The following is a 20,656-nucleotide window of genomic DNA, read 5'->3' as shown; positions in this document are numbered from 1 at the left end:
CTCAGGCGCGCGCGGCCGCAAATGCATGGCCAGAACAGTGGCCATGCATCGCCCGAGACGGCCAGTCTTACGCAGGCGCCCATTTCAGGCTTTAACGTGATGCGATAACCGATTCGGTCTGGCAAGAGGTGCTCGCAATGAGCCTGCCCGTCGATCATTGCGGCCACGGGGGTCTGACTCTCAGCTGGGCAAGCAGCGCAAAAGGTGGCGCTTCGCTTGTATGTTGCTCCACAGCCAATTGCAGCGTCTAGAGTTCTCAATCAATCCTGGTGATAACGCTGCAATCACCGGGTCGTTGCTTAACAAAAGATAACGTCATGTCGATTGTCATACGTTTCCAAAGCTGGATAGGATGGGTTCGCTTCGGCAGGGCCATGTCGTACGCGAGCTAGAGCGCTTGCGGCTTTCGACGGGGGCTGCGGAGAACCTAATAAAAATAAAGGAAGGGGAAGCTCCATGCGTGAGCCAGTCATTCGGCGCACTTGGTCCGCGGTCATTCGAGGCAGTGACGATTCCCGGACGTCGCACACGGGCAAGCCTCTGAGCACGGTGTTGTCGTTGCTCATCTCAATGACCTTCTGCGGCGCCGCGCTCGCAGCCGACAGCACGCCAACTGATGCGCCCGCCAACGTCGGTGATTCCGCTGTTTTCGCCCTCGAATCCGCCAAAGCTTCCCGCAGCCTGTTGCTGGACGTGACCCACGCCGGCAAGCGCGTGGTCGTGGTGGGGGATCGCGGCCACATTCTCTTTTCCGATGACGAGGGCAGAACCTGGACCCAGGCCAAAGTGCCGACGCGCCAGTTGCTGACAGCGGTTTACTTCGTCGACGACCAGCACGGCTGGGCGGTTGGCCATGATGCGCAGATCCTCGCCAGCAATGACGGCGGGGCTTCCTGGAGCAAACAGTTCGAAGACCTCAAGCGTGAAGCGCCATTGCTGGACGTCTGGTTCAAAGATCTGCAGACCGGCTTCGCTGTGGGTGCCTACGGCGCATTGCTGGAAACCACTGACGGCGGCCAGCATTGGCAGGACATCGGCGAGCGTCTCGATAACGAAGACCAGTTCCACCTCAACGGCATTGCCTACGTGAAGGACGCCGGACTGTTCGCCGTAGGGGAGCAGGGCAGCATGTTTCGCTCGCCCGATGACGGCCAGACCTGGGAAAAACTCGAAGGCCCTTATCAGGGATCACTGTTCGGCGTGGTCGGCACCTCGCAGGCCAACACGTTGCTGGCCTATGGTCTGCGCGGCAACCTGTTCCGCTCCACGGATTTCGGCAGTCACTGGGAACCCGTTGCCCTGCAGGGCGAACGCGGGCCGCTGGAATTCAGTATCGCCAACGCCTCGCTGTTGCCGGACAACTCCATAGTGCTCGTAGGAAATGGCGGTAGCGTGATGCGCAGTACCGACGATGGGGAGAGCTTCACGGTCTCGAACCGCTCGGACCGTATTTCGCTTGCCGGCGTGACCGAAGACGATAAGGGCAATCTGATTCTGGTGGGACAGGGCGGCGTTCGCGTCACCTCGCCAACGGGCGCCGATGTCGCTCAACAATAAGAACCGACCAGGCCAGGACGCTTTCCCATGACCAATCTTCAACAGCATCACGACAAGCCGACACTGCTGGAACGTCTGATCTTCAACAATCGGCCGACAGTGATCGGCCTTTGCCTGCTGGTCAGTATTTTCCTGTTCTGGCAGGCCACCCTGGTGCGCCCCTCCACCAGCTTCGAAAAGATGATCCCGCTCGGGCATCCGTTCATTCAGAACATGATGGAACACCGCAACGACCTGGCCAACCTGGGCAATACCGTCCGGATTTCGGTAGAGGCCCGGCAGGGCGATATCTTCTCCAAGGAGTACATGGAGACCCTGCGGCAGATCAACGACGAGGTGTTCTACATTTCCGGCGTCGACCGTTCGGGCCTCAAGTCGCTCTGGAGCCCGAGCGTGCGCTGGACCGAGGTGACCGAAGAGGGTTTTGCCGGTGGCGAGGTGATCCCGCAGAGCTACGACGGTTCGCAGGAAAGCCTCGACAAGCTGCGCAATAACGTTCTGAAATCCGGGCAGGTGGGTCGTCTCGTCGCCAACAACTTCAAGTCCAGCATCGTCGACGTGCCGCTGCAGGAGTTCTATCCGGATCCGGCCGATCAGAGCAGGCTGTTGCCGCTGGACTATCGCCAGTTTTCCCACCAGCTCGAAGAAAAGATCCGCGACAAATACGAAGCACAGAATCCCAACGTCGATATCCACATCGTCGGCTTTGCCAAGAAAGTGGGTGATCTGATCGACGGCCTGATCATGGTCGTCATGTTCTTCGGCGTCGCGTTTCTGATCACGCTGGTGCTGCTGATGTGGTTCACCCGCTGCCTGCGCAGCACGATTGCCGTGTTGAGCACGACGCTGATCGCCGTGATCTGGCAGCTGGGCCTGATGCATGTCGTGGGTTTCGGGCTCGATCCTTACTCGATGCTGGTGCCGTTTCTGATCTTCGCGATCGGTATTTCCCACGGCGTGCAGAAGATCAACGGCATTGCGCTGCAATCGAGTGACGCCGAGAACGCCCTGACGGCGGCACGACGCACGTTCCGCCAGCTCTTTCTGCCGGGAATGATCGCGATTCTGGCCGATGCCGTGGGGTTCATCACGTTACTGATCATCGACATCGGCGTGATCCGCGAGTTGGCCATTGGCGCCTCGATCGGCGTCGCGGTGATCGTGTTCACCAACCTGATCCTGCTGCCAGTGGCGATTTCCTACGTCGGCATCAGCAAAAAGGCCGTGGTGCGCAGTAAGCAGGACGCCGTACGCGAGCATCCTTTCTGGCGACTGTTGTCGAACTTTGCCGCGCCGAAGGTCGCGCGGGTGTCGGTGATCCTGGCGCTGGTGGCGTTGGGCGCAGGCCTCTGGTACGGGCACAACCTGAAGATCGGCGATCTTGATCAAGGGGCGCCGGAGCTGCGGCCGGATTCGCGGTACAACCAGGACAACAACTTCATCATCAACAACTACTCGACCAGTTCCGATGTGCTGGTGGTCATGGTCAAGACACCGCCCGAGGGCTGCTCTGCCTTTCAGACGCTGTCGGCGATCAACGAGTTGTCGTGGAAAATGGAAAACACGCCGGGCGTGCAGTCGGCCATTTCACTGGTCACAGTGTCCAAGCAAGTGATCAAGGGCATGAACGAGGGCAACCTGAAATGGGAGTCGCTGTCGCGCAACAAGGACGTGCTCAACAGCTCCATTTCCCGGGCGGACGGGCTCTACAACAACACCTGTTCGCTGGCGCCGCTGCTGATTTTCCTCAACGACCACAAGGCAGAAACCCTGGACCGGGCGGTGCATGCAGTGCAGGAATTCGCGCAGCAGAACAACAAGGAAGGCCTGGAATTCCTGCTGGCGGCGGGTAACGCCGGAATCGAGGCCGCAACAAACGAGGTGATCAAGCAGGCTGAGCTGACGATTCTCATCCTGGTGTACATCTGCGTGGCCGTGATGTGCATGATCACTTTCCGCTCGTGGGCCGCGACGTTGTGCATCGTCTTGCCGCTCGTATTGACCTCGGTGCTGGGCAACGCGCTGATGGCGTTCATGGGCATCGGCGTCAAGGTCGCGACCTTGCCGGTGGTGGCGCTGGGCGTGGGGATCGGCGTCGATTACGGCATCTACATCTACAGCCGTCTGGAGAGTTTCCTGCGTGCGGGGCTGCCGTTGCAGGAGGCGTATTACGAGACGCTGAAATCGACCGGCAAGGCCGTGCTGTTCACCGGCCTGTGCCTGGCGATCGGTGTGTGCACGTGGATTTTCTCGGCGATCAAGTTCCAGGCCGACATGGGCCTGATGCTGACGTTCATGCTGTTGTGGAACATGTTCGGCGCCCTGTGGCTGTTGCCAGCGCTGGCGCGTTTCCTCATCAAACCGGAGAAGATGGCCGGCAAGGTCGGCAACTCGCTGTTCTCGCACTGATCGACCGGGAACAAAAAAACCGCAGGCCGTACGCAGCCTGCGGTTTTTTATGAGGGCGAAGAACAAGGCGCATGCCGTAATTGTCCGGTACAGGCGACCTGTATTTTTCGCCCAGCCTGTCAGTTGTAGACGAAGAAACCTCGTCCGCTCTTACGTCCCAGGTAGCCTGCGGCGACCATTTCCTTGAGCAGCGGGGCAGGGCGGTATTTGCTGTCGTTGAAGCCGTCATGGAACGCTTCGACAATGGCCAGCAATGTGTCCAGGCCGATCAGGTCCGCCAGGGCCAGCGGACCGATTGGCTGGTTGCAGCCCAGGCGCATGCCGTCGTCGATGTCCTGTGCAGTCGCCAAGCCTTCCTGCAGCACCAGAATCGCTTCGTTGATCATCGGCACCAGGATCCGGTTGACCACAAAGCCTGGGCGGTTACCTGCCGTGATCGCGGTCTTGTTCAGGCGTTCGGCCAGCTTGATCGCGGCGACGTGGGTTTCATCGGCCGTCTGCAAGCCGCGGATGACTTCGATCAGGCCCATCATCGGCACCGGATTGAAGAAATGCAGCCCGATGAAACGCTCCGGAAACTCCACGCTGGCCGCCAGCTCCGTGATCGACAGCGACGAGGTGTTGGAGGCAATCACGCAGTCCCGCCCCACATGACTGGCGATCATCTTCAGCAGCCGCAGCTTGAGGTCCAGGTTCTCGGTGGCTGCCTCGATCACCAGTTGCGCGCCGTCCAGCTGCGCGTAGTCGGTGGTCGTCTGAATGCGTTGCAAGGCGGCTTTCGCACTATCGTTGTCGATCGTTTGCTTGTTCACCTGACGTTCGAGGTTCTTGCGCACGGTCGCGACACCGCGCTCCAGCGCCGTGTCGGAAATATCCACCAGGGTCACGTCAAAACCCGCGACGGCGCACACCTGGGCGATGCCGTTGCCCATGGTGCCGGCGCCGATCACGGCAATGTGTTGCAGGCTCATTGAAGGCTCCTCGCTCAAACGCGTTCGAAGATAACAGCGATGCCCTGACCGCCGCCGATGCACATGGTCACCAGTGCGTAGCGGCCCTGAGTCCGGTGCAGCTCGTGAATCGCCTTGGTCGCGATGATGGCGCCCGTCGCGCCGACCGGGTGACCCAGCGAAATACCGGAGCCATTAGGGTTAACCTTTTCCGGATCGAAACCCAGCTCGCGGGCGACCGCGCAGGCCTGGGCGGCGAATGCCTCGTTGGATTCGATCACGTCCAGGTCTGCGACGGTCAGGCCTGCGCGTTCCAAAACCTTGCGGCTGGCGGGAATCGGCCCCAGGCCCATCATCGACGGCTCGACCCCGGCGTGCGCGTACGCGACCAGGCGCGCGAGCGGCTTGAGGCCCTGTTCGCGGACCATGTCGCCACTGGCCATCACCAGCGCTGCGGCGCCATCGTTCAAGCCCGAGGCGTTGCCGGCGGTCACGGTGCCGTCCTTCTTGAATGCGGTTTTCATCTTTTCCAGCTGCTCGGCGGTGACATCGCCGCGCACGTGTTCGTCCTGAGCGAAGGTCACGGTGCCTTTGCGGCTGGCGATTTCAATGGGCACGATCTGACTTGCGAAGCGGCCTTCGGCAATGGCCCGGGCCGCGCGCTGCTGGCTGGTGAGCGCCAGTGCATCCTGGTCGGCTCGGGTGATGCCGTAGTTCTCTGCGATGTTCTCGGCGGTGATGCCCATGTGGATGTTGGCAAACGGATCGTGCAGCGCGCCGAGCATGTAGTCGTATGCCTGAACGTTGCCCATGCGCGCACCCCAGCGGGCTTGCGGCATGATGTAAGCGCCGCGGCTCATGGATTCGGCGCCGCCGGCCAGCACCGCTTTGGCATCGCCGAGCATCACCGACTGGGCGGCCGACACAATGGCTTGCAGACCCGAGCCGCACAGGCGGTTGACGTTCATGGCCGGGGTTTCCTTGGTCAGGCCCGTTTCAAGGGCGATGACGCGGGACAGGTAGGCATCGCGCACTTCTGTCGGGATGACATGACCCATGACCACGTGGCCGATGTGCTCGGCGGCGAGCCCCGACCCGGCAATGGCAGCGCGGCTCACCTGGGTGCCCAGTTCGATGGGCGAGACATCCTTGAGGGAACCGCCGAATCCACCGATGGCGGTGCGCAGCGCGCTGACGACGAAAACTTCGGTAGTGCTCATGTCGACTCCTGAAACCTGTTGTATTTAGGGTGGGCAGCACCGACAGACGGCATTTCGGTCAAGGGCTGATTGCGGGCAAGTCTAGATCGACGTTTGCAGCGGGCCTATGCCAAAACTGTCCAGATCAGCTGGCGTTCTTTACCATCACGGTCTGGCCAGTGGCGCATACCAATAAGAGGAAAAGCTGCTCATGCGGGAAAAGGATTCAGTGTCGATTTACTTCGTCCAGTTGGTGGTGCACGCCTTGCGGGACGAACCGTTACGCCTGCAATCGGTGCTGGAAGCGGCGGGCATCGACATGTCCCTGCTCGATGATCCGGCCGCCAGGGTGTCGGCCAGCGCGTTCGCAGCGCTGTGGCTCATTCAGATCAAGGAGCTGGGCGATGAGTTTTTCGCCCTCGACTCGCACGGCATGCCGTTGGGCAGCTTCGCCTTGATCTGCCGGGCGCTCATCCAGGAACCGAACCTTGAAAAAGCGCTGCGTCAGTGCCTGAACAATTTTGGCCTGTTCCTGCGCGATTTTCGCGGCAGCCTCATCGTGCGCGGCCAGCGAGCGGTGATTGCCGTGGAAACCCGCACCGACGATCCGGTCAAGCAACGCTTTGGCGAAGAAACCTTTCTGCTGCTGATGATCAGCCTGCTGTGCTGGCTGGGCGGACGACGGATCACCATTGACCGCGCGCAGTTTCGCCAGCACCGCGAGCGACTCAGCGACGACTCGCTGCTGTGGGGATTCAACCTGAGTTTTGGCGAGCAGCGCACCGAGATCGAGTTCTCCAGTCATTACCTGCGACTGCCGGTGGTGCAGTCGCTGCCCTCGCTCAAATCGTTTTTGCGCACCGCGCCGCAGTGGCTGGTGATCCGCTTCCGCAATCAGCGCGGGCTGGCGGCGCAGGTGTATCAGCGTCTTCGCAACAGCCATTACGGTCACTGGCCGACCCTGCTGGAAATGGCCGATGAACTGAAACTCAGCCAGACCACCTTTCGGCGCCGTCTGGAGCGTGAGGGCTGTGCGTTTCAGGGCATCAAGGACGATGTCAGGCGTGGCATCGCGCAGCAGACGCTGCGTGAAACCGACATGAGCGTGGTGGACATCGCCGCGCTGGTCGGCTTTCAGGAGCCCAGCGCGTTTCACCGGGCGTTCAAGAAATGGACGGGCGAAAGCCCGGGCGGCTATCGTAAAAAACAGGCGGCGCGCCAGGCTTGATTCGCTCACTGCAAAGGACAGCCGGCACCCCGGCAGCGCGCATCCGGATTACGGCAGCCATGCCTGTCGCCATGCCTCCATGGCTGCTTCGTCGAGCATCCAGTCACGCAGGACCTGCTCGCGCAATTGATCGCCCAACAGCGCCGCACTGGCCAGATCGGCAGTGTGGGCGCGGATTAGACTGACCCAGGCCGACAACGTATTGGGCACGCAGGTCACTGCCAGATCCCCGTGATAGGCGCGCACGTCGCTGCACACCAGCGGTACGCCACAACTGCCCAGTTGCAGGACGGCCAGATTGCGGCCGCAGGCACTCAGCAGATTGTCCACGGCCGGCAGCAGCGCAAGATCAAGATTGAGTCCGGCCAGCGCGGCCGGATAATGCTCAGGCGCTGGCAGTTCATGCCATTCATGACTGTAGGGGCGCAGTACACCCTGCACGTCGCCCATGACGATCCACTGCACTTCCTCGGCCAGTGCCTGGACCACCGGCAAGATCATGTGCAGATCCTGCAGCTGCCAGTGCTGACTCACCAGCCCCACGCGCGGCTTGTCGCCCTGCCCCCGCAACGAAGACAGGTTGCCCCACGCTTCGATGGGCAGGCGCGATGGCAGCAAGCGCACGTCGGTATGGTATTCTCGAGCGATGTCGGCCAGCAACGGGGTCGAAGCAACCACCCGGTTCACCTCGCGCAGACTCTTCTGCAGGGCGTCGAGCCGCACGACATCGAAAGCGAAGGCATCGCCGTCGGCGTCGTCCGATGCCAACTGCACATCGCTCAGGTCGAGGACCACGAAGGCGTTGGGCAGCAGGCTGGCGCGGGCGATGGCCTGTATATGATCAAGGTCCAGGCGTGCCTGGAAAACCATGACATCCGGGTCCAGCCGGGCTTCCTGCGGTATCGACAGATGGCTGCTGCTGAGCAGACCGCCGATGTCGCCGCGGCCAAGCAGGGCCTGGAACGGCGCATTCACCCGCTCGGCCGACGCCGCCCAGGCACCGCCGGCATACGCCAGTATCAACGGCGCCGGCCGCCAGATTGCCGGTGGCCATGCCAGCCGCATGTTGAGCTCAAGCTCCACAGCGTGAAGGTCGAAGGACAAATGCCGGTTGAACGCGCTGTCCCGTGCCAGCGTCGGCAGCCATTTGCGGTACATCGCCAATTGCTCGCCGGTGAAACGCCGATGCTTGGCCAGCTGCGTTGCAGTGTCGACAGTGTTCTGGCTAACGCTGCCTTCGTGAATCAGCACCGCGTGGGGCGTCCAGACATTGAGGTAACCCAGGGCGCCGACCTTCAGGCACAAATCGACGTCGTTGTAGGAAACCACGAAAGCATCTTCGTCCAGGCCACCCACCTCTTCATAGATGGAACGGCGCACGATCAGGCAGGCCGCCGTGACCGCGCTCAGGTCCTGGTCGACCTGCACTCGCTGCATGTAACCCTGCACGAACTGCGGCTCGCCCAAGTGCTGGTGCCCAGCCGGGCCATCCATGCCCAGACGCACCCCGGCATGCTGCAGGCGACCGCCAGGGAACAGCAGCTTGGCGCCGACCACGCCCACTTCGGGACGCTGAGCGTGGTTGAGCAATTCGTCCAGCCAGCGTTCGTGGACGATCGCGGTGTCATTGTTCAGCAACACCAGATAATCGCCTTTGGCCTGAGCGGCCGCGACGTTGTTGATGCGTGAATAGTTGAACGGGTAGGGGTAGCGCAGCACCCGGACCTTTTCCGAGTTCAACGCGTCGATGCCCGCCAGCCATTCAAGGGCCTCGGGTGTCTCACTGTTGTTGTCGACGATCAGCAGCTCGTAGTTTGGATAGGCCGTGGTGTGCAGCAGGGTTTCCACACAGCGCTGCAGGAAGGGCAATTGATCCTTGGTCGGCACGATGATCGACACCAATGGTCGGTCGGTGTGGCCGTACAGCACGTGATATCGCCGAGGCAGGGTGTGGACCACCGTCGCCTGGGGATAGCCGCGGACGTTCAGATGACGCTGCAGCGTGGCCAGTTCGTGGTCATTGGCGGTGGCCACGGGTTGCTCGCAGATCAGCAACGGCTCGCTGACGTGCAGGATCCGGTCAGCGCCTTCGCGCTCGATCAGCCGCAGGATCAAGTCCAGTTGCGCTGCATCGGTAAACTGCGCATCGAAACCGCCCAGGCTTACCAGCAGCGACCGGCTGAACAGCCAGTGACCGGCAGTGAGCAACGGATAGCTGAGCAGATAGTCGAGGTTGAAATCGGGGCGCAGGGCCGAGCTGAGTTCACCCTTGGCGTTCAGGTGCATCTCGTCGGCGAACGCTGCCAGCGTCTCGGGCGACTCGATGAGGCTGAGCGCACAGGCGGTGAGGCCGAACGGTGTGAAACGGCTGCCCGCGTCAACCACCATCAGCCACTCGAAAGCACATTCGTCGGCGACCCGGTTCAGTGCCGCCGCTAGGTTCGGCGCCGGCATCGTCAGCAGCGATACCCGTGATCCCAGTGCATGGTCGGGAAGACGGGTGGCACTGGACAGCACCACCACCTGTAACGACCCATCCACGGCGCTCAGTGGATCGAGGCTTTCCAGGCTGGTCAGCACCTTGTGCGGCGCGTTGTCCAAGTCGGTCAGGACGATAAGCAGCGACGGCACGCCGGCACGTAGCAGGTAATCGTCCAGTTGATTGTGCAACCGCACGTCGGGCGTGCGAGCGCTTTGCCAGGCTTGAACCTGTTGTGGATTGAGTCGTTGCGGCAAAGGCGCGGCCAGCTGTGCAAGCAGGTTGAAGTCGCTGAATTCCGCCCGTCCCGCCAACCCGCGAATACCCACCCAACCATTGCTCAGGGATGCGCTGGCCCAGCCGGACTCGCGAATCAATCGGTGAAAGCGATGGACGCATTCGGTGTTGGCTCCGGCGATTTCGATACCCCGATCGGTCAGATGCCGCGGCGCGATACGGGTGGCAGACAGCGACGGCGGCAGCAGGATCAGGTCGCCTTCGTGCAGCAACCTGGCGTACAGCACCAGACTGCTCAGTGTCGGCAGTTGTTCGTCACGCAGCGAGAACAGATCATCGCCCAGTGCCAACAAATCGGCGCGACGACACAGCACGCTGTTCAGTTCACCGATGAAGTTGCAGGTGAATTCGCCCAGAAACGCCACCACGTCGCGCCCCCGCAGCACTGTGGGTTCGCCGAAGCGCAGGCGCGTGACCAGGTTTTCCGGGAGTGGGGCGTCATCGGCATCTAGCCAGCGCCGATGGGAGGACGCCAGGCGCGCGCCGGGATGGATTTCTAGTGCCTTGACCAGCTCCTTGATGCAGTCTGGCTCCATCAGCGCGTCGCCATCGAGAAACTTGATGTAGTGCCCGTTGGCCGCGGCCAGCCCGCGAATCATGCATCGGTTGGCGCCTTGTGCTTGCTCGTTACGCAGGTAGCGGATCGGCCACGGGCAAGACGCTTGGTAAAGCTCGATTACCGTTCTGGCCAGACCGTCGGTGGCGTCATCGCAAATCACGATTTCAATCGCACCATGGGTTTGTTCGATCACACTGCGCAGCGCGGCTTCAAAAAACTCGGTGCGGCAAACAGCTACGACGACACTGACCAGTCGTTGAGAGTTCATCTTGGTATCCACAGGTATAAAAGGGTGCAAGGCATGTCGGTACGGGCGGCGGTCGTGCCTAGCGTGGGTGGGCAGGGGGCGTCTGCCGCGTCCGGGTCGTCTACTCGGCCTGGGGCTGCAGGCCGCGGATTTCCTCGCGGATAAGCGTCGATGAAATACTCTGGGTGCGCGGCAGATAAACCACCTCGCATTCAGGCTTGAGGAAGTCGAACTTGCCCTCCCAGTCATCGCCCATCACGAACACATCGACCTCAAAGCGCCGCACGTCATCGAGCTTCTGGTCCCAGTTGCCCTCCGCGAACACCAGGTCGACGTAGCGCACCGCCTCGAGCACGATGCGTCGGTTGTCGAAGTCCAGCAATGAGCTTTTGTGCTTGAGCGCATTGAAGGCATCAGTGGACAGGCCGACGATTAGGCGGTCGCCCAGCGCCTTGGCGCGCGCCAGCAGGCGGATGTGGCCGGCATGCAGGACATCGAAGGTGCCGTAGGTGAGCACGGTTTTCATGGGCGGGCCTCCAGCAGAATGCGCTCTACCAGCCGACTGGTATTACGGTCATCGAGGTGCTCGAAGAACATCTTACGTTTGTGCGCGTAGACCAGCGGGTGTTCGGTCTCCTCGCCGGCCAGGGTGCTTTCCAGCGCTGCGAGCAGGCTGGCGAAGTCTTCGCAGACGGGGCCGGGGAACACATCTTCCAGGTTGTAGAACATGCCGCGTTCCTGACCGGCGTAGCGGGCCCGGTCATAGGCAAATGAAATCTGCGGGCGACCGGTGAGCATGAAGTCGATAAAACAGCTGGAGTAGTCGGTGATCAGCGCGTGCGCTTCGCGATAGAGGATTTCGATCTCGGCGAATTCCTCGCGATCCAAGCTGATGAACGGACCTTGGCCGATGCCCAATGCTGCGCTGTAGCTATGGGCGCGGTCGGCCATGTGCTCGCGAATGCCGAGCACTGCGTTGTGCCGCTCAAGGCAGGCGCGAATCTCTTCACGTTGTTGGGCGGTGAAGGCGTAGTACGATGCGGCCTGGCCGTTGCGGAAAGTCGGGGCGAACAGCACCAGGCGACGGCCGTCTATCTCAAAGCGCAGCTTGGCCAACTGATCGGCGAAATCCGCGGCCAGCGCGTTTTCATGGCACAGCACCACGTCGTTGCGCGGCAGGCCAGTAATCCAGATCTTGTCCAGTGGCAGTGGCTGGAACGCGGCCGTCATGGCCAACTGGTCCATTTTCGAGGAGGCAATGACCGCATGGTGCCGGGCGTGTTCACGCAGTAGGTTGTCGCGCAGGGGCGCGTTATCCAGCGACGTGATGCCGATGCGCTTGAGCGGAATGCCGTGCCACAGGTTGATCACCCGATGTAGGCCGGGAATCAGCGGATAAGGCGCGTTAACCGCCGCTGCGTGCTTGACGAAAATGTAGCCTGCGCTGATGAGTGCTTCCTGACCCTCGCGGCTGGCCAGTGGCAGGACCACGACGTTCTCGCCTTCCAGGTAGAAGTCTTTGGATCGGGTCAGCACCACTTTGCGAATATCGGTGCGGTAGCGCACGGCTTCGAACACCGCGCGGTCGTTGCCGGTCAACAGGTGATCGTAAGCGCACACCGGGAACGCCCAGATCTTATCGTTCTTCGGCGCCTTGCTGTCTTCGACGGCGAACTCCTGGTCGCTGAGCAGCGCACGCGGCGCCCCCGTGACCAAGGGCGGCGCCTTGCGCACGGCGTTGATGATGTAGTGCGTCGGGGTGGCGTCGGCAATGGCCATGTCGACGTTGAGCTCTGCCGCCTTGGCGATCTGCCCGATCAGCGGCAGGAAGGTTTCGCTCAAGGGGCTGGCGCTGATCACCGGTTGCCCGCCGGTCATTTCGAAGCCTGTTTCGTCCAGCAGCTGCAACAGCGTCTCGCGGGTGAACCAGCGCAGGTGGGAGCGATGCAGCAGACCCACATCCTGGTAATGGAAGGCACCGGCAGCCAGCTTTACCTGCAAGGACCAGTGCTGTGCGTTGGGCATGCACAGGATCACGCTGCCGTTTTCCGGCAGGTGCTTTCTGACGTTGACCAGAAACGCCCATGGGTCGGCGACCTGGGTCAGCGCCTCACCGAGGATCCAGCACTGGTGGTGGCTGTGCTTGAGAAAAAACGACTCTTCAAAGTGATTGGCAGCCACGCATTCAGCCTGCTCGCACAACCCCTTGGCCTGCTCGAAGACTGCCTGATCGACAGTGATCAGGGTGTATGCAACCCCTTTAAACGCCGCTTTGACCCGGCTTGCCAGCGCCGTGTTGGCACTGGCGATCTCGATGATCGAGGTCACCGCCGTCGGGATGGCTTGCAGGCAATGGGCGGTGAGTTCTTCGGACAGTGGCTGGGCGTACATGCAGTTACCTGTAGGAAATTAATCTAGGCTGTTCAACGAGCGTATTCAGTGACAACAAACTGCCGGCTGACCATGGCGATGGCGGCCATGACTAGCCTGTGCCAGGCGCCGCTCACGATCCCGTGTCTGGGTTCAGGACGTGCAGTTACACTGCCATGTTCACGCCGCGCGGCCTCGTTCAGGGCTGTCACGAAAATGGCGCCCTGATTACCATCAACGCTAAAAAGCAAGAACTCGGCCAACCTGGCGCCTGCCGGAAAGGATGCGCTTGATATTCCGAACGACTGACGCTTATTTTGTACGCCTTGCCGCTGTGCGGTCTGCCAGAAAAACAAAGGATTTGAGTCATGAGTAGCGATGGCCACAATTCACTCGCGCAGCGATTGATGGGCATTGATGAAATTGAATGTGTCACCCCGGACCTCAACGGTGTGCCACGCGGGAAGGTGATGACGGCGCAAGGGTTTCTGGAAGGCCGGCGCCTGCAGATGGCCCGTGGCGTGCTGCTGCAATGCATCATGGGCGGCTACCCGGCTGCAAAATTCTACGGCAGCGACGATGGTGATCTGGCGCTGGTCGCCGATCCGCAACAGATTCACCGTCTGCCCTGGAGCGACGAGCCTCGTGCGCTGGCCATCTGCGATGCAGACGAGTTGACCGGCGAAAGCTCCAGTCTCTCGACCCGCGGCCAGCTCAAGTCGGTAATCGCCCGTTACGCCCGCTATGGCTGGTCGCCGGTGGTCGCGACGGAGCTTGAGTTCTTCGTGTTCGCACCCAACAGCGACCCGACTCAACCATTCAAGCCGCCGGTCGGGCTGGACGGCCGTCGCGAAGAAGGACGCTCGGCGTTCAGCGTCAGTTCCAACAACGGCCTGCGACCCTTCTTCAGCGAGGTCTACAAGGGCATGGCTGCTCTTGGCCTGCCGCGCGACACGTTCATGCACGAAATGGGCGTCAGCCAGTTCGAGATCAACCTGCTGCACGGCGACCCGTTGCTGCTCGCCGATCAGACGTTCCTGTTCAAGCACCTGCTCAAGGAAATCGCGCTCAAGTATGGTCTGACCGTGGTGTGCATGGCCAAGCCGCTGGCGCACACGCCGGGCAGCTCGATGCACATTCATCAGAGCGTGGTAGAGACGGCGACCGGCAACACTATTTTCAGTGACGAGCAGGGCGCGGCCACCGCCGAATTCCACCATTTTCTCGGCGGGCAGCAGGCGGCGATGGCGGACTTCACCGCGCTGTTCGCGCCCAACGTCAATTCCTACCAGCGGTTGTGCCATCCGTTCGCCTCGCCGAACAATGCCTGTTGGTCACACGACAATCGCGCCGCCGGCCTTCGCATTCCGGCCAGCGCGCCGGTTGCCCGACGGGTGGAAAACCGGCTCCCCGGTGCAGATGCCAACCCGTATCTGGCCATTGCAGCTAGTCTTGCAGCCGGGCTGTACGGGATCGAGCAGAAACTGGAACCGTCGGCGCCGATTCAAGGGGAGTTTGACGTGCCGGATAATCTTTCCCTGCCATGTACCTTGCATGCCGCTCTGGAGCGTCTGAAACGCAGCCCATTGGCCAAGGAACTGTTTGGGACCGAATTCATCGAAGGCTACATCGCATCGAAGACCCTGGAACTGACCAGTTTCTTCGATGAAATCACGCCCTGGGAGCGCCGAGTATTGGCCCAGGATGTGTGAACACCATTGCGAGCCATGCTCCTTCGGAGTGATGCACGTGGTACGTCGTTGGAAACAGGCGAGCAGGCTCGATCAGAGCGCCCGAGGTAGGGCGCTTGCGGCCTTATCGCGTGTTCTGTGCGACGTCTGACGTTTGTTCATGATGGTTTCACACAGCCTGAAGCACCCAGGCTCAAGAACCGCGGTTCGGGAATCCTCTCTGATGGGGGCTTCCCGTTTTTGGAAAGCCGATGCGCCAAATCTGGAAGTCCTTTAGAGCGCTGTATTTCGCCTCGCTGATGATGTTGATCGGCTCGGGCCTTTTGAGCACCTACCTTGCCTTGCGTCTGGCGGCCGATCAGGTCGATGGCCTGTGGGTCGGTGCGTTGATGGCCGCCAACTATGTCGGTCTGGCGCTGGGCGGCAAGATCGGCCACCGGCTGATTGGCCGGGTCGGGCACATTCGTGCGTATGCGACGTGCGCCGGTATCGTCGGCGCTGCCGTTCTGGGGCATGGTCTGGTGGATTATCTGCCGGCGTGGATCTTTTTGCGCATGATCGTCGGCCTCGGGATGATGTGCCAGTACATGGTCATCGAGAGCTGGCTCAACGAGCAGGCATCGCCCAAGCAGCGCGGTCTAGTCTTCAGTGGCTACATGATCGCCTCGTACCTTGGGCTGGTGCTCGGCCAGCTGATCCTGGTGATCCATCCGCAGCTGGGCCCCGAACTGCTGATGCTGGTGGCGCTGTGTTTCACCCTGTGCCTGGTGCCGGTGGCGATGACCCGCAGTATTCACCCGGCGCCGATGCGTCCGGCCCCGCTCGAACCCTTGTTCTTCATGCGCCGCGTACCGCAGTCGCTGACCACGGTGTTGAGCGCCGGCCTGATCATCGGCTCGTTTTATGGCTTGGCGCCGCTGTATGCCGCGCAGCAGGGGCTGTCCACCGAACATGTCGGTATGTTCATGGCCAGTTGCATCGGCGCAGGCCTGCTGGTGCAAGGCCCGTTGGGCAGGTTGTCGGACCGCTACGATCGTGCCTGGCTGATTCGCGGTGTGGCGGGGTTGCTGGTGCTGGCCGCGTTGCCATTGGCGATTTTCCCCAGCGTGCCGATGGAGGTGTTGCTGGCGGTCGGGTTCGTGGCGTCGCTGCTGCAGTTCTCGCTCTACCCGCTGGCGGTCGCCTTTTCCAATGACCACGTCGAAGGCGAGCGCCGCGTGTCGCTGACGGCCATGTTGCTGATGACCTACGGCGTGGGCGCCAGTATCGGGCCGCTGGTCTCGGGTGTGCTGATGAAGATGTTCGGCAGCAACATGCTGTACGCCTTCGTCTGCTTCACGGCGCTGGTGCTGGTGCTGCGTATTCGTCCCAAAGCCGTCACCAACCTGCACCAGGTGGAGGATGCGCCGCTGCATCACATCGCCATGCCGGACAGCATGTCCAGCTCGCCGCTGGTCGTGGCGCTTGACCCTCGGGTCGATGAGCAAGTGGTTCAGGACCAGATGCAGACCGCGACCGACGCGACCGACGCGACCGACGCGACCGAACCGGAGCAGCCCGGTGCCGAAACCGAAGCCGGCCCCGAACGCGTGGTGCCGTCAGGAGAAGGCGTCGTGCGGCCGGTTGCGGTGGTCGATGGCGATGTCACCACCGACGCGCAAGACGCCCGGCCCGACGCGGTTCACGATGCATCGCGGGATGTCGGCGTCGACCGCCCGCTCTGACGCGAGACCTGGCGGCTGCAAACGCCGCCCGGTTCCCGGCCTCTTCGCGAGCAAGCTCGCTCCCACATAAGTTCTGCGTGTTGCCGTCATCCGATGCTTGCGCGAGCGGGTGAGAGCCACAGAAATCCAGCGTCCGACTTGGCATCCGATGCTTGCGCGAACCTGGTGGGAGCGAGCTTGCTCGCGAAGGCTGACGCGAAGGCATGCAGGGCGTTGATGCGGGGGTATGGACAGTCACCGCAATCGCTGCGGCGCAGTGCGGGACCGGTGGTAGGCGTTGTGATCGGTAGGGGCAGGCGCTTGCCGCAAGCGCCCGCTGGCCGGTTGAATCAGAAGTCGTCGTCTTTGTCGAAGCGACGGGCTTCGCGCTGCAGCTGGTAAACGAAACGTTCGACCTGACGCTGCACCAGTCCACTCATGTTGTGGAAGCGCACACCGGCAAAAGTGGTGTTGATCTTCTCTTCGAAGTGCAGATAACGCAGCTCCACCGGCGTGGTCATGGCGCCGAAGGGCAGGTGAGCGACGAAACGCTCGTAGACTTGGCCCAATTGCATGCGTTCAGAGACATCGCCTTCGAAGCGCAGCTTGCAGCCGGTCGCGGAGATGTCGAGCAGTTTGCCGCGCAGCGGCGACTTCAGCTTGTCGCCACCGATTTCGATGTCGACCAGCGACGCCAGCTTCAGGGCCGCGCGGAAGGCATTGCGGCGCTGGTGATAAACGACTTCTTCAGGCATCGGTCCGCGATAGCAGCGCGGATCATCGATGACGTCCATCTTCGCTTTGACTTCCCAGGCGATACGCACGCCATCATGGAAGCCTTCGACCCGGAATGCCTCGCCGTTGGCCAGAAAGCGCTCTCCATCGCGCGGGATCATTTCATCCAGCGTGATTTCGTTGCTGTCACGGTCAACGTCGGTCACATAACTCTGGAAACGTTGGCTACGCTCGTGAAAAGTGATGATCAGCGGATCATGGCTTTCCATCAGAAGCCGCAGGTTGGCGGCAATTTCCAAAGGCGTGGTCAGTACCTTTGGGGGCTGCGGAACATCTTCCGCGCTTAAGGCATTCACGGTTTTCCATCTCCAGGCAAAAAACGACAGCGTGCGACGCGAGGCATTTTGCCATCATGTCGCGCGCCTTGATACAAGAACTTACGCCTGGCTAAGCGGACGTGGTCTGGCTCTGCCGGACGTCGAACCCCGGCTGTCGTACAGCGTCGGCGTGTCGCCACCATTGAGGATTCGCAGCTGCTGCGCCGTCGTGAGCTGCTGCAACTGAATGAGGCTGCCGTTCTGCTCGTTGGCCGCCTGACATTCGCTCATCAGCGCGCTGAGTTCGTCGCTTGACTTCAACAACGCTTCGCCAACCGAAGAATGCTTCGCCACTTCTTCCAGTCCCGCACGGTTGGCGGGCAGGCCCAGGCTCGTCATCAGTTGGGTGCGTCTGCGTCCGTGCTGCTCAAGGACAATCACCAGCGCCTGTTTCTGCGCCAGGATGTGTTCCATTTCGACCATATTGCGGCCATGAAGCGCCAGTGACTCGGCCTTCAGGATCTCCAGCAGATGCCGGGTCGGCGCAATATCGTCCGTGATCAGTTGAAGCAAAGTAGTGTCTTGCATCGCATGCCCTGGGATTTAAGCGTCCAGAAGCCCCTGCGCAGACCGGGGGCTAGCGCTGGGCTTCGAAATTAAGCAGTTTGTTCGCAACACGGTTGCTGTCGACCTTGTAACTGCCGTCGGCGATCGCCGCCTTCAACTCAGCCACGCGGCTGCTGTTGACGACTGGCTGATCACGCAACGAATCAGTGATCTTCTGCAACTGTTGAGCTTCACTGCTCAAATGTACTGCCTCACCGCTACCGTTCACGCTCGTCGAAGTGCTCACCGCAGCCGGAGCTTCGGTTTTGCTGGCTTCTTTCGTGCCGGAGGTACGTGTCGTACCCCCAACGGCAGTGGAGCTATTCAAACGACTGAAGTCGATGACCATGATTGAAAACCTCTGGGTTCTAGGACGCTTGCCTTGGTTTCGGCCAAACCCGGAATAACTTTAGGGCCAGTGCGAAAACAGTCTCGAATAGACTTCGCATAGGACATGACGGTTCCGAGTGTAGGAAAAGCGCAAGCGTTGCGCCAGAGGTTACGACCCTTTACATAGGCACCTCGACCTGCCCGGGGGCGACGATGTTGGCCTTGATCACGCGTTGAGAATTAAGGTTTTTCACCCGTATTTGCTCGTTCAGACCGCCTGCCGACAGTGCCTCGCCAGGCATGCGCACGCTCATTGAACCACTGCGTGCGCTGATGACGACCTGATCACCCTTGCGGACCATTTGCGGCTGTTCCAGATGGACGGGCGTCAGAATCTGATCGATGACCGTTGGTCGGACAAGTTTCTGCCCGATCGCCTGATCCACCGAATCCAGGAAACCCTGACCCAGCAAGCCCACGTCGCGTTCGCGCATCGCCACATCGCCTTCGGCAACGATCGCATCGCGCTTCATCGGCCGGACCACGGTCACGACATTGCGATAAAGATGCACCTGGGCAGGCACGAACACCGTCCATGGAGCACTGCCTTCGCAACGCAGCTTGACTGTGACGCGGCCAATGGGCTGCGCAGGGCTTTCCAGGGTGGCTGTCAAATCCTTGTCGCAGTGCGGCATACGCAGGCGCGGATCCAGTTGTTTGACTTCGATTTCATAACGGCCTGCGGTTTGGCTGGTAGCCAGATAGTCTTCAACGGTGAATTCAAGAAAGCCCTGGGTGACGCCGATAAGTTGTTCAGGCAGCGTCACATTGTCCGCACGGCTCAGGCCGGCGGTGCCAAGCAGACACACGGCAGCCAGCACGCAGAAAAAGCTGCGGGTTGCAGTGGCGAGGCGTCGGGATACTGTCATTTGTCTGTTCATGATTGGGTAAATAGCAAGGCCCGTGCCGTATGCTGATCCAGCAACGCGCAATTGGTCGATTTGGGGAGGAGCAGTGCATGGCTGGTGTTTTGGATTCAGTTAACCAGCGCACTCAACTGGTAGGGCAGAACCGCCTTGAACTGTTGTTGTTCCGGCTGGACGGCAAGCAGTTGTATGGGATCAACGTGTTCAAGGTAAAAGAGGTGCTTCAGTGCCCAAAACTTACCCACATGCCCAAATCCAGTCCGATTGTGCGCGGAGTGGCAAATATTCGGGGCGGGACCATTCCCATCCTCGATCTGGCGATGGCGACCGGTTCGACAGCGCTGGGCAATATCGATAATGCGTTCGTGATCATTACCGAATACAACACCAAGATTCAGGGTTTTCTGGTGCACTCGGTCGAACGCATCGTCAACATGAACTGGGAAGACATTCATCCACCACCCAAGGGAACCGGTCGCGACCACTACCTGACGGCAGTGACGCGGATCGACAACCAGTTGGTCGAAATCATCGACGTGGAGAAAATCCTCGCCGAAGTGGCACCGGTTTCAGAAAACATTTCCGCCGGCGTCGTGACCGAAGAAGTGCAGCACAAGGCGTTGTCCCTGCGTGTGCTGACGGTCGATGACTCGTCGGTGGCGCGCAAGCAGGTCACGCGTTGCCTGCAGACCGTTGGCGTGGAAGTGACCGCGCTCAATGATGGTCGTCAGGCGCTGGAGTTTTTGCGCAAGCTGGTGGACGAAGGGAAAAAACCGGAAGAAGAATTCCTGATGATGATCTCCGACATTGAAATGCCGGAGATGGATGGCTATACCCTGACTGCCGAGATCCGCAGTGATCCGCGCATGCAGAAGCTGCACATCATCTTGCATACATCGTTGTCTGGCGTTTTCAACCAGGCAATGGTGAAGAAGGTCGGAGCGGACGATTTCCTGGCCAAGTTTCGGCCGGACGATCTGGCAGCTAGAGTGGTAGATCGTATCAGGGCGGCAGATATCAGCTGAGGAGGGAACCTCCCTCCTTGCTGTTCAC

The 20,656-nt window shown here is 60.9% G+C and carries 16 protein-coding genes; 6 read left to right on the top strand and 10 right to left on the bottom strand.

Features of this window, described 5'->3' with window-relative positions; all coding sequences use genetic code 11:
- The first annotated feature begins 456 nt into the window (after positions 1 to 456).
- Entirely contained in the window at positions 457 to 1,557 is a 1,101-nt protein-coding gene (locus AAGQ88_RS18850; protein ID WP_342653235.1) for a YCF48-related protein, read from the top strand.
- 27 nt (positions 1,558 to 1,584) lie between these two features.
- On the top strand, positions 1,585 to 3,966 hold the full coding sequence (locus AAGQ88_RS18845) for an RND family transporter (protein ID WP_285426321.1): 2,382 nt from the start codon (positions 1,585 to 1,587) through the stop codon (positions 3,964 to 3,966).
- A 119-nt stretch (positions 3,967 to 4,085) separates the two neighbouring features.
- Here AAGQ88_RS18845 and AAGQ88_RS18840 read toward each other — a convergent pair whose 3' ends face one another.
- Together AAGQ88_RS18840 and AAGQ88_RS18835 are read right to left on the bottom strand one after the other, a co-directional pair.
- Positions 4,086 to 4,937: a 3-hydroxybutyryl-CoA dehydrogenase gene (locus AAGQ88_RS18840; RefSeq protein ID WP_342653234.1), complete on the bottom strand. Its 852-nt coding sequence runs from the start codon at positions 4,935 to 4,937 to the stop codon at positions 4,086 to 4,088.
- Positions 4,938 to 4,951: 14 nt separating this feature from the next.
- The gene (locus AAGQ88_RS18835; protein WP_342653233.1) at positions 4,952 to 6,136 is read right to left on the bottom strand and encodes an acetyl-CoA C-acyltransferase family protein; all 1,185 of its coding nucleotides are present in this window, start codon (positions 6,134 to 6,136) and stop codon (positions 4,952 to 4,954) included.
- A gap of 190 nt (positions 6,137 to 6,326) precedes the next feature.
- Between AAGQ88_RS18835 and AAGQ88_RS18830 the strand changes: the two genes are divergently transcribed.
- Positions 6,327 to 7,343, top strand: a complete 1,017-nt coding sequence (locus AAGQ88_RS18830; protein WP_342653232.1) for an AraC family transcriptional regulator ligand-binding domain-containing protein — start codon at positions 6,327 to 6,329, stop codon at positions 7,341 to 7,343.
- Between the two features lie 48 nt (positions 7,344 to 7,391).
- On the opposite strand, the gene AAGQ88_RS18825 is transcribed toward AAGQ88_RS18830, so the two are convergent.
- The 4 genes from AAGQ88_RS18825 to AAGQ88_RS18810 all read right to left on the bottom strand — a co-directional run bounded on the left by AAGQ88_RS18825 (position 7,392) and on the right by AAGQ88_RS18810 (position 13,681).
- Positions 7,392 to 10,946 (bottom strand): glycosyltransferase, encoded by a 3,555-nt coding sequence (locus tag AAGQ88_RS18825; RefSeq protein ID WP_342653231.1) that lies wholly within the window; start codon positions 10,944 to 10,946, stop codon positions 7,392 to 7,394.
- A 100-nt stretch (positions 10,947 to 11,046) separates the two neighbouring features.
- Positions 11,047 to 11,451 (bottom strand): glycerol-3-phosphate cytidylyltransferase, encoded by a 405-nt coding sequence (tagD, locus tag AAGQ88_RS18820; protein ID WP_342653230.1) that lies wholly within the window; start codon positions 11,449 to 11,451, stop codon positions 11,047 to 11,049.
- Entirely contained in the window at positions 11,448 to 13,316 is a 1,869-nt protein-coding gene (locus AAGQ88_RS18815) for a CDP-glycerol glycerophosphotransferase family protein (RefSeq protein ID WP_342653229.1), read from the bottom strand. Before AAGQ88_RS18815 ends, tagD begins: the two co-directional genes overlap by 4 nt.
- A 32-nt stretch (positions 13,317 to 13,348) precedes the next feature.
- On the bottom strand, positions 13,349 to 13,681 hold the full coding sequence (locus tag AAGQ88_RS18810; protein WP_342653228.1) for a hypothetical protein: 333 nt from the start codon (positions 13,679 to 13,681) through the stop codon (positions 13,349 to 13,351).
- Positions 13,682 to 13,765: 84 nt separating this feature from the next.
- On the opposite strand from AAGQ88_RS18810, the gene AAGQ88_RS18805 reads away from it, so the two are divergent.
- Together AAGQ88_RS18805 and AAGQ88_RS18800 are read left to right on the top strand one after the other, a co-directional pair.
- On the top strand, positions 13,766 to 15,007 hold the full coding sequence (locus tag AAGQ88_RS18805; protein ID WP_342655840.1) for a glutamine synthetase family protein: 1,242 nt from the start codon (positions 13,766 to 13,768) through the stop codon (positions 15,005 to 15,007).
- A gap of 230 nt (positions 15,008 to 15,237) precedes the next feature.
- Positions 15,238 to 16,710, top strand: coding sequence for an MFS transporter (locus tag AAGQ88_RS18800; RefSeq protein ID WP_342653227.1), 1,473 nt, complete (start codon positions 15,238 to 15,240; stop codon positions 16,708 to 16,710).
- 329 nt (positions 16,711 to 17,039) lie between these two features.
- On the opposite strand, the gene AAGQ88_RS18795 is transcribed toward AAGQ88_RS18800, so the two are convergent.
- The 4 genes from AAGQ88_RS18795 to flgA all read right to left on the bottom strand — a co-directional run bounded on the left by AAGQ88_RS18795 (position 17,040) and on the right by flgA (position 19,618).
- On the bottom strand, positions 17,040 to 17,780 hold the full coding sequence (locus tag AAGQ88_RS18795) for a flagellar brake protein (protein ID WP_285425819.1): 741 nt from the start codon (positions 17,778 to 17,780) through the stop codon (positions 17,040 to 17,042).
- A gap of 81 nt (positions 17,781 to 17,861) precedes the next feature.
- The gene (locus AAGQ88_RS18790; protein WP_285425820.1) at positions 17,862 to 18,329 is read right to left on the bottom strand and encodes a flagellar protein FlgN; all 468 of its coding nucleotides are present in this window, start codon (positions 18,327 to 18,329) and stop codon (positions 17,862 to 17,864) included.
- Positions 18,330 to 18,378: 49 nt separating this feature from the next.
- On the bottom strand, positions 18,379 to 18,696 hold the full coding sequence (gene flgM / locus AAGQ88_RS18785; RefSeq protein ID WP_285425821.1) for a flagellar biosynthesis anti-sigma factor FlgM: 318 nt from the start codon (positions 18,694 to 18,696) through the stop codon (positions 18,379 to 18,381).
- Positions 18,697 to 18,856: 160 nt separating this feature from the next.
- Positions 18,857 to 19,618, bottom strand: a complete 762-nt coding sequence (gene flgA / locus AAGQ88_RS18780) for a flagellar basal body P-ring formation chaperone FlgA (protein WP_177182062.1) — start codon at positions 19,616 to 19,618, stop codon at positions 18,857 to 18,859.
- Between the two features lie 77 nt (positions 19,619 to 19,695).
- Here flgA and AAGQ88_RS18775 point away from each other — a divergent pair, with 77 nt between their 5' ends.
- Positions 19,696 to 20,628: a chemotaxis protein CheV gene (locus AAGQ88_RS18775; RefSeq protein WP_285425986.1), complete on the top strand. Its 933-nt coding sequence runs from the start codon at positions 19,696 to 19,698 to the stop codon at positions 20,626 to 20,628.
- The last annotated feature ends 28 nt before the right edge of the window (positions 20,629 to 20,656 follow it).

Origin of the sequence: Pseudomonas sp. F3-2 (assembly GCF_038804275.1) — a bacterium.
In the GTDB taxonomy this organism is placed as follows: Bacteria; Pseudomonadota; Gammaproteobacteria; order Pseudomonadales; family Pseudomonadaceae; genus Aquipseudomonas.
Note: the sequence above shows the minus strand (reverse complement) of the source record. Positions and strands in the feature narration are given on the sequence as shown.

What these genes read in the sequence shown, in the direction of transcription:
- AAGQ88_RS18840 (WP_342653234.1), bottom strand. Translation starts at nt 4,937, where the DNA reads ATGAGCCTGCAACACATTGCCGTGATCGGCGCCGGCACCATGGGCAAC.
- AAGQ88_RS18850 (WP_342653235.1), top strand. Translation starts at nt 457, where the DNA reads ATGCGTGAGCCAGTCATTCGGCGCACTTGGTCCGCGGTCATTCGAGGC.
- AAGQ88_RS18815 (WP_342653229.1), bottom strand. Translation starts at nt 13,316, where the DNA reads ATGTACGCCCAGCCACTGTCCGAAGAACTCACCGCCCATTGCCTGCAA.
- AAGQ88_RS18845 (WP_285426321.1), top strand. Translation starts at nt 1,585, where the DNA reads ATGACCAATCTTCAACAGCATCACGACAAGCCGACACTGCTGGAACGT.
- AAGQ88_RS18805 (WP_342655840.1), top strand. Translation starts at nt 13,766, where the DNA reads ATGACGGCGCAAGGGTTTCTGGAAGGCCGGCGCCTGCAGATGGCCCGT.
- tagD (WP_342653230.1), bottom strand. Translation starts at nt 11,451, where the DNA reads ATGAAAACCGTGCTCACCTACGGCACCTTCGATGTCCTGCATGCCGGC.
- flgM (WP_285425821.1), bottom strand. Translation starts at nt 18,696, where the DNA reads ATGGTCATCGACTTCAGTCGTTTGAATAGCTCCACTGCCGTTGGGGGT.
- AAGQ88_RS18775 (WP_285425986.1), top strand. Translation starts at nt 19,696, where the DNA reads ATGGCTGGTGTTTTGGATTCAGTTAACCAGCGCACTCAACTGGTAGGG.
- AAGQ88_RS18800 (WP_342653227.1), top strand. Translation starts at nt 15,238, where the DNA reads ATGCGCCAAATCTGGAAGTCCTTTAGAGCGCTGTATTTCGCCTCGCTG.
- AAGQ88_RS18825 (WP_342653231.1), bottom strand. Translation starts at nt 10,946, where the DNA reads ATGAACTCTCAACGACTGGTCAGTGTCGTCGTAGCTGTTTGCCGCACC.
- AAGQ88_RS18790 (WP_285425820.1), bottom strand. Translation starts at nt 18,329, where the DNA reads ATGCAAGACACTACTTTGCTTCAACTGATCACGGACGATATTGCGCCG.
- AAGQ88_RS18830 (WP_342653232.1), top strand. Translation starts at nt 6,327, where the DNA reads ATGCGGGAAAAGGATTCAGTGTCGATTTACTTCGTCCAGTTGGTGGTG.
- AAGQ88_RS18835 (WP_342653233.1), bottom strand. Translation starts at nt 6,136, where the DNA reads ATGAGCACTACCGAAGTTTTCGTCGTCAGCGCGCTGCGCACCGCCATC.
- flgA (WP_177182062.1), bottom strand. Translation starts at nt 19,618, where the DNA reads ATGAACAGACAAATGACAGTATCCCGACGCCTCGCCACTGCAACCCGC.